The following is a 12,989-nucleotide window of genomic DNA, read 5'->3' as shown; positions in this document are numbered from 1 at the left end:
CTCTTTTTTGTTCTTCTACAATAGAACGGTTTTTCTGTTTGAAATTCTAACTCAGGTATATTTGGAAGTGGCTTACACCCGTTTGCGACTTGCACCCAGTCCGAGATGGCAGAAAGTTCCCGATGTTTTTTTTGTCAGCATTTTACTTACTCGAATCTACTCGGCTTCTCTTAAAAACTTCGCGGCTTCCTCGGGGGCGGTGGGGTTGATGTAAAATCCCGTGCCGCGCTCGAATCCCGCGGCCTTAGTTATCGCGGGCATTATCTCGATGTGCCAGTGGTAGTGCGCCAGGCGAGGTTCTTTCAGCGGCGCGTTGTGTATTATGTAGTTGTAGGGAGGATTATCAAGCACTTTGTTAAGCCGCCCGAGACAGTTTTTCATCATCGAGGCCAAACTCGTGGTTTCGTGCTTCTGTATGTCCTCGAAATCCGAGTCGTGCTTTTTGGGCAGTATCCATATTTCAAAGGGAAATCTGGATGCAAACGGCGTTATGGCCACAAAGTCGGAATTCTCCGCTACGACCCTGCGGTTTTCCGCGAGTTCCTGCTTGATGATGTCGCAAAATACGCAGCGTTCCTTGTAGTCGTAATACGATTTTGCCCCGTTGACTTCCTCGCGCACTCTCTTGGGCACAATGGGAGTGGCTATAAGCTGCGCGTGCGGGTGCGACAATGTGGCGCCCGCCGCCGACCCGCGATTTTTAAAAATAAGGATGTAGTCGAATCTGGAATCTTTTCGTAAGTCCAGAATTCTGTCGCGGAAGACCCAGATGATGTCCTCTACCTGTTTGTCGTCGAGTTCGTGCAGTTCTTTGGTGTGGGACGGCGACTCTATTATGACCTCGTGGGCCCCTATGCCGTTCATCATGTCGTACATACCCTCGCCGGCGCGGTTGAGGGTTCCTTCCACGGCGAGCGCCGGATATTTATTGGGCACCACGCGAACCCACCATCCGTCGGCATCTTTTCGCGTTCCGGGTTCGCGGTAGGCAAGAACTTCCGGCGGGGTGAGTTTTTCGTTGCCGGCGCAGAACGGACAATCTTTGCCTACGTGATTTCCGCTTTCCTTGGGAAAATCAGTCGGCCTTCTGGATCGTTCTGAAGATATTATGACCCACCTGCCGATTACGGGGTCGCGTCTGAGTTCTGGCATTGCGGATGGCTCCTTTGATGAATGAACAGCGGGCTTTTTTTCGACTGTGCCGGCCGGTGAATTATATAAAACTCTCGGTTTTTTGTCAATCAAACCATTTTAGTATAATCTACTCCTTTGCGACGACGGAAAAATGAAAATTCTTAAGCGTTACATTCTGGCGGAATTTCTTTCCTCGCTGGGTTTCGGCCTGGCGGTTTTTACCTTTATTTTGCTGCTGGATCAGATATTCCAGATAGTGAATATGGTTGTGTCCAAGGGAGTGCCGGTTGCCAATGCCGCGGCGCTTTTTGCGCTTATGCTGCCGAATGTGTTGTCTTTGAGCGTGCCGATATCGGTTCTTTTCGGCGCGATACTCTCCTACGGGCGGCTTTCTTCCGACAACGAAATTACCGCCGTGCGGACGGCCGGCATAAAGCATATCGACTATATGGCGCCGCCCGTGATTTTGGCCGCCGCGCTTGCCGCCGCGCTGGTGTTCTACAATCTTAATCTTGCGCCCAAAACATACGAGAGTTTCAGCAAAAATTATTTTGAAATAGTCCGCCGCGCGCCCGCCCTGCGTCTTGAAAAAAAGACAGTGGCCATCATAGGTTCCAACAGAATTTATTTCGAGGACAGAACCTCAGACGGAGTCCTTCTTAAGGTAAGCATTTACCGTTTTACCGAGGGTACGCTGGAGCCGTCGGCGCTTATTTACGCGTCAAGCGCCACGGCTGTTTTCACCGGAGATAAAGTTATTTTTAGGATGTTCTCGGGAGCGTTTCAAAAGGCCGATCCCAAAGCTCCATCGGAGTCGACATCGCTGCTGTTTGCCGGATACAACGTGGTAATTCCCATGGAAGGCGGAGCCGTGAAGTCCCGAAGTTTGAGGGAATATACCGCTTCGGAACTGCGTTCCGAGATAAAGCGTCTTGAAGCGGCCGGCTTGGCCTCTTGCGACCGCGCGACATCCATCCCGGCGCTTAATACCGAACTGAACTTAAGAATTGCCATAGGGTTGTCGCCGTTTTTCTTCGCGCTTATAGGCGTTCCGGTTGGGCTTCTTGCCGGAAAGGGCGCCAAGGCCGCCGGTTTTGCGTTTTCTCTGGCAGTTGTTTTCCTCTATTATATTTTTCTTGCCATAGGCATTAATATGTCCGAAAGCGGCGGGGTTCCGTCGGCTGTTGCTCTGGCTTTGCCTAATTTTGCCGCCGCACTGGCATCTTTTTTTCTGTGGCGAGAGGCGTTTAAAAGATAATAGGATAGACCGGAACGCGGTTTCACATAATAAGATTGTTGAAAAAGTCACCTTGGCCGTCATTGCGATGGACACTACAAAAGTTGTCATTCCCGTGCAAACGGGAATCCAGAATTTTTTGCAACATTATTGAAATACTGGATTCCCGATAACAACCCCCGATAAAGACACACGCGGCTTTGCCGCAGTGCTGCTCCGCTGCATTCGAGGGCAGGCATTCGGGAATGACAAACCAAAAAATGAGATTGCCGCGCCACCCTGCGGGTGGCTCGCAATGACAAAGTATTATGAAAATATTCACAAAGCACATTTTCAGAGAGTTCGCCCGGCCGTTTTTGTTTCTCATAGCCGTGTTCGCGGGTCTTTCCGTAATATCGGATTTTTTCAGAGATTTGGGTATATTTCTGGAACGCAAGGCCTCGGCGTCGGCCATAATAGGTTATCTTGCGTTTACCAATATTCACAAGGCGTTTCAGTTGCTGCCCATAGCGGCGCTGGTAGCGACGCTTTTTTCCTTCGGGCAGATGGCGCGCTCGGGAGAATTGACGGCCGTGAAAGCGGCCGGTTACGACATCCGCAGGTCGTTTGTGCCTTTTTTTGCCGCCGGATTACTCCTGTCTCTGGCGGTTTTTACGGCGGTATTTTTCATCGTCCCGACGCTGGTGTCTAAGGGTTACGAGATAAAACGCACCGGCATAATGGGCTTGCCGCCTCGCGAGGCGGGGGTGCGCTGGGCCGTCAGCATGAGCGTGCCGCCCGCCGGAAAGCTGCAGGCCGCGGTTCTGAACGTCGACGGAGGTTACATAGGCGACGCCATTTATTACGAGTATGACGAAATGTTTCGTTTGCGACGACAGGTTGTGGCGCGGCGTATAGAATGGACAAAAGAAAAATGGAAGTTTATCGACGGCGTGGAGCGTGATTTCGTCGACGACCTTCCCGTGGCCGAGAGGTCGTTCCGCGAATATTTCAAGGATATGAGCGTTTCGCCCGATGACTTTATTTTTGGCGCCGCCCATCCGGAAGAAATGACGTTTTCCGAGCATCTAAGGAACCTGCGGTTGCTTCAAAAACTGGGTCTTCCCGCCCGCCGCGAAGCCGTGGCTTTTCATTACAGGATAGCTTCTTCAATGAGTAATTTCGTGGTGCTTTTTATAGGGGTTTACTTTGCCGCCACCGTGTCGGCCCGTCACGGAAAAGTATTCGGTTTTGTCATAGCGCTTGTCATGGCATTTCTTTACTACGGCGTGAGCGCGCTGGGGCAATCGTTGGGCGAGAACGCCATTTTGTCGCCTTTTATGGCCGCGTGGCTGGGCAACATAATTTTCGGCGCGGCCGGCGCGTGGCTGTTTTTTAAAATACCTTCTTAAAAACGATCAATAGGCGACAGGGGACAAGGAACAGGTCGAGGTGATATTCGGTAAAAACCCCCATTATCTTTTTACGACAGCCGCGCTTTTTATATTTTTTAGCGCGGTTTCCGCGCAGGCGCTGGAAACATCCGTCGTCGAACAGTCGTCACAGTCCGGTCAACTTGCCGACGACGGCGGAGCGCCGTTCAGGTATAATCAGCGTTTGTGGAACGAAATGCGCCGCCGCGTGGAATACGGCGACCGGTATTCCGATATGGGTGTGTCTACCCGTGCGCCGTCGGCCGTGGTTGAGGCGGCGCAGCCGCCGGGACTTGCCGTGGATCTGCCGTACGAATCGGCCATCGCAATATCCGGAAGAAAGCTTATAGCCCTCGACTTGAAAGTTACGCAGTATCTCAATCCCGCGGAAGCAGAAGCGAAAAACATCCGGGCTTCCCGCACCGATCTGACGATGACACAGGAGTTACAGGTCAGAATAAAAGGCCGCGTCGGGCGCAAGATAAACGTAAATATCGACTTTGACGACACTACGGCCGAGAAGCGCGACATATCCGTGGTTTACAAGGGCGACCCCGACGAGGTTGTGCAGGAAGCGGCTTTCGGCGACATAACGGTTTCTCTGCCTCAGACGGAATTCGTGGGGTATTCCAGGCAGCTTTTCGGCGCCAAGGTCGACGCGAAATACCGCAATATGCGTTTCATCGGATTCGGCTCCAAGACCAAGGGACAATCCGAGATAAAACGTTTCATCGGCAACGCGGCTCTCGAAAGAAAAGAGATAAACGATACCGCCTACATACGCTACCGCTATTACCGGATGGCCTTCGGCGCCGACAGGATAAAGCGCGGCAGCGAAAAGATATATCTCGACGATAAAATCCCCGCCAATAACAATATTAACACCAGTTCCATTACCGTGGAAATCCCGCGGACGCTCGCGCCCGGCGCGACGACTTTCGGCAATTTCGATTTGCTGGTTCCCGGGCAGGACTATTCCGTGGACTACGACCGCGGCGTAGTTTATTTCAGAAAAACCATTTTAACCAACTACGTCATAGCGGTCGATTACGAGGCCGAAACCGGCGGATATTTGCGCGATACCGGATTTTATACCGGCATCCCGAAAGTAATAAAGGACGAAGCCAACGCCGACACTACCGAGCGGAAAAACTACTATTCCATAGGCCGCAACAGAATAGTCAGGGACGACGGCAGGGGCAATTTTGTGCTCAAGATTCAGGACCTCAACCGCGCCGACGCGCAGACCGTGGGGGGCGGGCCGGCGCCCAAATATCCCGAAGATATCGAAGTGGATTTCGAGCAGGGATTCATTTACTTTAAGAACAGCGCCACGCCTTTTCTGCCGGAGGCATACCGCGCCTCGCCGACGAGTTCCTACAGAATATTCGTGGAATACCGTTATCGTTTCAAAACCTTCCAGCTGCGTACCGGCATAGTGCCTCAGTCGGAGCGCGTTGTGCTCGACGGCAAAACTCTTTCGCGCGACGGCGATTATTTCATCGACTACGATTCGGGATTCATAACTTTTCATAACGAGGACAAAATCACGGGGGATTCCGTAATAGAAATTTCCTACGACTACGCGCCTTTCGGCATCACCACGGGGTCCACTATAATGGGATTGCGCGGCGAGATCGCCCTGACTCCGAACATTTTCGTCGGCTCGTCGTATCTCTATGAATTTTCCGCGTCGGCTCAGGCCTTGCCCGACGTAAAAAACCCGCCGTCGTCCCTGGATGTTTTGGAAGTCGACAGCCGAATAACCGACATCAAGATTCCATATCTCGGCTGGACGCTCGGCCTCGGCGGCGAAATTGCGCAGAGCCGCAGAAATCCCAATACCATAGGCAAGGCCATAGTTGAATCCATGGAGGGCATAAAGCAGGAAGACAATGTTACAATGTTTCGCGACCCCTGGCGCCGCGGCTACACGCCTTTCGGGTATTTTGCCGACGATATAAAGTGGAGCAACGAAGAAATGTATCTGCGCGATATAAATCCGGCCGTGGACGAATCGGTCATAGAAAAAAGGCAGGTTCTTGTCGTCAATTATGACAACGTTCGTTCCTCGGAGGTGGCCATTCATCAGAGTTTGTCGCGGGCCGGTCTGGATTTTTCGCGGAAACTTTATATGGAGACATGGGTGTACGGCGACGGCTCTGGCGCCAAAATGCAGATCTCTCTGGGCACGCTCAATGAGGATATCGACGGCGACGGCGCGCTCGACACAGAAGACCGAAACGGCGACGGCATACTCAATCAAGGCGAGGACACCGGCATAACTTTTGTCAACCCCGACGGCGCCGCGACCGTAATCGGCGCGGGCAACGGTCTTCTCGACACGGAAGATCTCGACGGCAACGGCTATCTCAATACACTGGATAATCCCGTGTGGCAGTCGCCCGACAACGGAGAACTTACGCTGGACTGGACGGGATGGAGATTCAAGCGCATTCCTCTTAACATTCAGGAAGTCGACCGCGCCAGGTGGGAGACCGTAAAACACGCGCGCGTAAGTGTACGCGGCAACAAGAAGGGTTCCGTCAAGATTGCGCAGATTTCTTTCGTCGGACAAAGATGGGAAAGCGCCTATGTCGCGGCAGGCAGCACGCTTACCATAGCGGCCGTCAACAACGAAGAAGACCCGACCTATAAGCCGCTTACGCGTAACCCGATATACGAGGAGCTTTATGATCTTGCCGATACTGTCCGCCGGTACAAGAAAGAGCAGGCGCTTTCACTTAAATACGACATTCAGGACGGCTCTGTGGCTGCCCGTCTGGCATGGGTCACGCCGTATGATTTATCGCAGTACAGACGTTTGAGATTTTTCGTATACGCATCTTCCGAGCCTGCTGCTATATCGCGCGGCAATTTTTTCTTACAAGCCGGCAATGAAGCCAATTATTTCGAGTTTTCTATACCGGTCGAGTGGACAGGATGGAAAGTCCTAACGATAGAACAGGCCGACAAAAACCGCGATGGTAAACCTGACGTATGGGAGAGTTTGGAACCGGGCTCGGCAGTGAGAGTAGTCGGCTCTCCGGCTCTGAACAACATATCGCAACTTAAGACAGGATTAAGAAGCGCCGGCGTCGCGGCGGGCGAGATATGGATCAACGAGATTTACGTCGAGGATACTTATAAAAAAGGGGGTATTGCCTACCGGTATAACGCAGATCTCGGAATCCCCGGCTGGGCGAATCTGGGCGGCCGACAAAAATGGGTCGATCGTAATTTCGAGACATTTACGGGCGGCCTCGCCAATCAGGATCGTCTCGAAGAAAGCGCCTATTTCAATATGCCGCAGTTCTGGCTTTTCAAACCCCGTCATCTGAATTGGATAAATATGCCGCTAAACACGTCTTTTGCAAAGACGGTGACGGTTACGCCTTCGGTCATAGATACCAAGGAGGGATTGGTTTCCGTGCTGGAAGAGGGCCGCGTGACAGGGCTTTCCGGCTCCGCCGACACTTCAATTTCCATACGCCGCTTTCCCACGGTGGCCGGCAAATATACCCGCGCCATAACCGATACGCACCAAATAGAGCGCATCGAAGACAAGGAAACAATAGCGACCAACGCCTCGTACACTCCGCCGAAATTATTTATCCTGCCTACGTCGGTAAGCGGCGGATATTCCGTGGGATATTCGTATTTTCGTCCGTGGCAGCGCGTTATTAAATACGAGGAATATCTGGAGATTAAAGATTACCTGTCGCTTGAAGAATCGCGGTCGTGGAACGCTTCGGCGCCGTATCAGTTCGGCGGTTTTTTGAGCGTTAACCCGAGTTTTTCGCAGGGCGATGTCAGCGAGGAAAAAAAAGGTTATTTTTTGCGCGACGGCGTGTCGCAAAGGTATCTCAAATCGCAAGCGCAGACCGGTTCTCTGGGCGCCACGATGCGTCTTGCCAATTTCTTTCAGCCGAGTTTTTCCTATTCTTTGAGTGTTAACGAAAACTACAATCTCATCTACTCGACTGTCCCGCCGGTAAGTTATCCGGCCGAGACCAAGGCCGTTACCCGCAGCGGCGCGGCCGAAGCCGCATGGAATCTCAATGTGCGCGATCTTACGGGTTTTGCGCACACAAGGTCGCTTGCTTTGAATTCTTCCTATCGCATTGCCGACGGCGATAGTTACGATAATGTCGCTTCCACATACAGCGTGCGCGACAGATTCTGGATAAGAGACGCGCTGAAATCGATAGCGGATAAGCGCCGCTCGCTGACACAGTCGGACACTCTGAGAGTGTCCGGGCGCTGGAATCCGCTGGAGCAGATATATTTTTCCGGCCGGCTGGCTCCGTGGAAAACGCTTAACAGTAACTTTACCTATTCCCGCTCGGACGAATATTCCGACACGACCGGCACGGAGCGCCGCTCCTACACACTTAACTGGCCGGACTTGCTGTTTACTCTTTCCGACGTGGAGAAAATGATTTTTCTGGAAAGATACGCCTCCGATACCACCATCAGTTACAAGACCGCCCTGCGCTACAGCGAAACACTGGGGCAGACATCTGCGGAGTCGTCGAATTACGGCATTGAAGGAAGAACGACGGCCCTGAAGCGCTACAGTGTAAGCGCCAATTACAACAATTCGCTCGCGCAGGAAATGGATTTGCGCTCGCAGAACCGCACAAAACTCAGCATAGCCGACAGTTACGGAGTGCAGGTCGGTTTTAATCTCGGGAAGTGGCGTCTTACCGCCCGATACGACGAGTCGCAACAGAACACCCGCGACGGTTTCGACAAACTTACCGCCGATTCCATAACGCGCACTCCGGCATTGACCGCTTACTGGGACTATGTATCTGCGTCGGGAATAAAACTGCCTCTTATCGGCAGAACGCTTCCGCTGACGAACCGCTTCACTTTCAATACGAATCTCAACCTTGCCCAGAGCCGTTCAACGGTAAATTACGAAAAGGGCAATACCGACGTTTATAATCTCAATTTTACCGGCGACTACGAGGCCACATCCAACTTTCGCGTTGCGGTAGGCGGAGGATTTACGCTTAATAAAAATCTGACGCAGTCGTACGAGGATTATTACGCCATAAACATTAATTCGCGGCTGACGATACAGTTTTAGAGAGTGAGATTAGGATATCAGGAGATTAGGGGCATTTTTCAATAAATTGTAGTGTTTTCAGCTCTTTAGGATTTTGTTTGTACCCTAATCTCATAGTATCCTAATCTCGGTTTTATAATCATGGGGCGGGGGGAAATTTGAAGGGGATAAAAACACTGAAATACGCGGCGCGCACGGCGCTGGACATAGTTTTTCCTGTGACCTGCGCCGCCTGCTCGAAATGGACCGGCGACGAAGGCATTAGCGTTTGCCGCGATTGTTCGTCCACGATAAAAATCATAGATGAGTCCGTCCGTGTTTGCCTCGTATGCGGCAAGCCGTTCGCGCTGTCCGGCGGCTTTGAGGATAATTTTCCGCGTAAAAACTCAAACGCCGTCTGCCCGAGCTGTTCTGCCACGGGAGAGATACTCTACAATAATGTCTTTGTGCCGGAGGATAATTTTCTGGGGGAAAAGGGGGCGCAATATGTCGCCTCGGCTTACTCCGCCGTCCGGGCCGCCGCCGTTTACGACGGCATACTAAGCGAACTCATCATAAAGTTCAAGTACCAAAACGCCGAGCGCCTCGCGGCTTTTTTCGCCGGCCTGCTTTTTGAGGCATACGGCCGTTATCCCGAAATCTCTTCGCCCGACATCGTTGCGCCCGTGCCGCTCCATCCGTTCAGGCGTTTCAAGAGAGGGTATAATCAAAGCGACCTTATCGCGCGCGGCTTTGCCCGTCTGGCCGGACTGAATTATCGAGAGTCATTGCTTCGCCGCGCGTATTCGACGCCCCAGCAGGCGAAACTTTCGGCCGCCGAACGTCGCAAGAACGTCGCGGGGGCTTTCGTCGTGCCGCGTCGCGGTATCGAATTGGCAAAGGGCAAAAAAATACTTCTTATAGACGATGTAATGACGACGGGCTCGACTCTGGACGCCTGTGCGCGCGCCCTTATGTCCGCCGGCGCCGCCGAGGTTTATTGTCTCGTTGTCGCCACCGACTGAATATTGCGGGGCGAAGATTATGGGCTAGATAAAGTAACAAAGTAAAAAGGTGAGAAGGTGAAAGGGTAAAAAGGTGAAAAGGCGATAAAGTAAAATCATTTTTCACCTTGTAACCTTGTAACTCTATTTGTTGAATTTCAATCAGTCGGGGGGATTATAAAAGGGTGGGGATTGTCGGCCGCCCTAGAAAAAAGGCCGCGCTCGGGAAGCGCGGTAAAGACGAAAAACACGTGAATCCGAAGCGCTTGAAAGCATTTTCCCCCGCCCGGAAGGTTACGGTTTTCTAAAGCAAAATCACCGGAAGTAATTCTCCACTGTTACTTCGTTGTAAAAATTATAAATAAGGCATGCATACCATAAACGCGCGTGAGCAATTAAACCCTCGGCGTCGAAACGTGAACTGAAATCCGCTCTTTTGTCCGTGCGGAAATACGGAGGGAGAATATCCGTGTCGGGACCTTTTAGAGCCAAACCTTCCTTGATTATCTCCTTTTGCGCCCGTCGGGAACCCTGCTCGCCTATATAAGAAATTACACGGGTATCGTTGTTGCCCACGACGGCTATCATCCATGGGACATCGGCGAAATCTTTTTTGTACGCAAGAATCAATTTTTTCAGCCCGTCATAATAATATGGATATGTCGATTCGTGCCAGTCCCCTTCCCCCTGATGCCATAAAACCGCTTTGTGTCCAAAAGGTTTAAGGAGAAGAACATATTTTTGCATCCTTGTATAGCAGGTAAACGTGGTGGTAGATAAGGCAAGTTCAGGGTCCCAATGTTTTATGCTCGTTCCGCCTACGGCCACATTCAAGAATCCTATCGGCACCAGCAATGTCTCCTGAAGCATATCCCCGACAATCGGCCAGATACTCCCATGGTATCCGCCGGCAATCGGTTGCGGGTCGTCGGCCAAACTCCATTTTTTCCCGTCAAATGATACGACTAATCCGGTTTGTGTCGTTTGCAGTGTTTGGCCGTAATTGGCGGCATTTGATTGACCGGCAGTAACGAATACATCGCCGACACCGATATATTCCATTTCGTATATCTCGCTGTCGGCTTCATTTGACCCTGCCCGAACTTGCAGTATGTACCACCCACCCGCCGCAAGAGTAATGTAGCCGATGATTTGTCCTTCCCTGTATTCAAAAGATATGGGTTGCCATTCGCGGAAAATAACCGTGTCGGTGCTCTTTTTCACATTGACTTCCGCGTATTTCCATCTCGCTTCGACGCGTGCGGGTTTTCGGTTGCTTAAAATACAAATCGGGACATCGGCCGTGTTATCTTTTTTTCTTTGATATACGCCGTAGCGCACCGGCTGGACGATTTTTACCGTTGAAGAACTTATCGTCTCACAGTAAAGGGCGGGTGTGAGAATTATTGCGGAGACGGCGACGAAAAAGCACTTTTTGAATTTCATTTTTACGCAAAAAACCACATTAAATTTCGTCGTACGTGTGATAGCAGTTGCTGCATAAAGTCAAACTTCTAAATTTGCCGTCGTCCAGCAACTTTCTGAAAATTTTAAGGTACTCTCCGTTGTTCCACACCTCGTAAAGCGATGATTCTCTTATATCGCCGACTGTTAAATATCCGTCAAAATCCCCGCAGCAACAGGTAACCTTACCATCCCAGTCGACACTTATTTTTTGATAAATTTCCTTGCAGGGTCTGTGCTCTTTTCTGATGGTTTCTCGTCTTTTCAATACTTCAATCTTGTTTATATGTTCAAAAGATTTTATTTGACTTGCCGACAATCGGGATAAATTTGTTTTGCCGCATCCGACGGAATCGACCATCCCGCGCCAGTGATTTGTGAATGCCTCCACCTCATCCTTTGTTTCGTCGAGCATCGTCGAGGAAATATGTATGAACGGCTTTTCTTTCGTGCCGCGCAACTCAACCATTTTAAGTATGTTCTTTTTCAATTTATCATACCCGTTATTGTTTCTCATTAATTCGTAACCTTTTTTTGCCGCGCCTTGAAATGAAAAAACAATGGAATCCACCTGTAGCGCAATCAGGGATTTCATATGATGTTCTTTAATAACAAGGCCATTGTTGGTTATGTGAAGCGGAAGCCCCTTCGATTTGGCATACTCGCAGAAATCAATTATCCGAGGATGTAAAAACGGCTCGCCCCACCTGATAAATCTTATCGGTGTTCCGAATGCGGCGCACTCATCCACGATTTTTTTGAAAATCTCATCGCTCATGAAACCTTTTTTCCTCGTCATCGCCCGTTGGCCGCAGAAAATACAACTTAAATTGCAGTGATTGGTGGATTCAACGTCTATTAAAAAAGGGAAAGGGCGGAGATTGTCGGAGCGTTTAAGCACCGACTTGAACTCTTCGCTGTCATAAATTTTCCTGAATGGATTTGTGCGATGCATAAAACTCACCTTTGGTATTTATTAATTTCTTTTCTCAAAGTTTCAATCAGTCGTTGCTGTTCCTTTAGCGCATAGATAAACAGTGTGAAATTATCTATCGCCTTTCGGGCATTTGTAAGTCATTGCGATTTTAAAAATCTCTATTTCCACCATCCTTTTACCAACAATCTATAATCGACCGAATCTTCATACATTTTGTATTGAATAATTCTGTCTGCATCGCACGAGACAATCACTTCGGAAAAGAAAGTTACATTGATGACCGGTGTTATCGATGCCCCCGTATTCCAAAGGGAGGCGGTTGATTTTTTTCGGAGGTATGCTATAGCCCCCACCCCACTGCCGGCATGTTGGACACGGAAACAGATAGCCTTCGCGCCGAGTGGAACGATGCCCGCGAAACTCATATCGCGCCAAGTATTATCCATTGTGAAATCAGTAGCTACCTTATCCCACCCAGCAGCATTGCCCCTGTCAACATAAATCCCCGCCGCGCTCTCAATATCTCCTACGGAAGCTTTGCCTGTTGCGGTGATTGTGCCGACCGATATTGATGGCGTGGTGATGGACGACTGTGTGATAACGTTCTGGCCCACCGCCACCGCCTGCTGAAACACCGCCGTACTCGTAAACGTTTTCACTCCCGCAACCGTCTGATTCTCCGCTCTTGTCGAGACGAAAGCGTCGAACGCGCGCGTTCCAAGCGCGGCGGAGTTCTGCGCGTAAG

At 50.7% G+C, this 12,989-nt stretch carries 8 protein-coding genes; 4 read left to right on the top strand and 4 right to left on the bottom strand.

The window, feature by feature from the left end; all coding sequences use genetic code 11:
• Positions 1-156: 156 nt before the first annotated feature.
• Positions 157-1,152: a galactose-1-phosphate uridylyltransferase gene (gene galT, locus CVU77_07535; protein ID PKN00976.1), complete on the bottom strand. Its 996-nt coding sequence runs from the start codon at positions 1,150-1,152 to the stop codon at positions 157-159.
• A gap of 133 nt (positions 1,153-1,285) precedes the next feature.
• On the opposite strand from galT, the gene CVU77_07530 reads away from it, so the two are divergent.
• From CVU77_07530 to CVU77_07515, 4 genes are all read left to right on the top strand, one after another.
• Positions 1,286-2,392, top strand: a complete 1,107-nt coding sequence (locus tag CVU77_07530) for a hypothetical protein (GenBank protein ID PKN00957.1) — start codon at positions 1,286-1,288, stop codon at positions 2,390-2,392.
• A 287-nt stretch (positions 2,393-2,679) separates the two neighbouring features.
• Positions 2,680-3,762 (top strand): hypothetical protein, encoded by a 1,083-nt coding sequence (locus tag CVU77_07525; GenBank protein PKN00956.1) that lies wholly within the window; start codon positions 2,680-2,682, stop codon positions 3,760-3,762.
• A gap of 40 nt (positions 3,763-3,802) precedes the next feature.
• Positions 3,803-8,881 (top strand): hypothetical protein, encoded by a 5,079-nt coding sequence (locus tag CVU77_07520; protein PKN00955.1) that lies wholly within the window; start codon positions 3,803-3,805, stop codon positions 8,879-8,881.
• A gap of 137 nt (positions 8,882-9,018) precedes the next feature.
• A complete protein-coding gene (locus tag CVU77_07515; protein PKN00954.1) occupies positions 9,019-9,864 on the top strand; it encodes a hypothetical protein in 846 nt (281 codons plus the stop codon).
• 294 nt (positions 9,865-10,158) lie between these two features.
• Here CVU77_07515 and CVU77_07510 read toward each other — a convergent pair whose 3' ends face one another.
• The 3 genes from CVU77_07510 to CVU77_07500 form a co-directional block, all read right to left on the bottom strand.
• Positions 10,159-11,307 carry a hypothetical protein gene (locus CVU77_07510; GenBank protein ID PKN00953.1) on the bottom strand — a complete coding sequence of 383 codons (1,149 nt, stop codon included), beginning with the start codon at positions 11,305-11,307 and terminating at the stop codon, positions 10,159-10,161.
• Between the two features lies 1 nt (position 11,308).
• Positions 11,309-12,262, bottom strand: a complete 954-nt coding sequence (locus CVU77_07505; GenBank protein ID PKN00952.1) for a hypothetical protein — start codon at positions 12,260-12,262, stop codon at positions 11,309-11,311.
• Between the two features lie 140 nt (positions 12,263-12,402).
• The coding region (locus tag CVU77_07500) for a hypothetical protein (protein PKN00951.1) at positions 12,403-12,989 on the bottom strand (587 nt) is incomplete at its 5' end.

Source organism: Elusimicrobia bacterium HGW-Elusimicrobia-1, from assembly GCA_002841695.1.
Taxonomy (GTDB): domain Bacteria; phylum Elusimicrobiota; class Endomicrobiia; order PHAN01; family PHAN01; genus PHAN01.
Note: the sequence above shows the minus strand (reverse complement) of the source record. Positions and strands in the feature narration are given on the sequence as shown.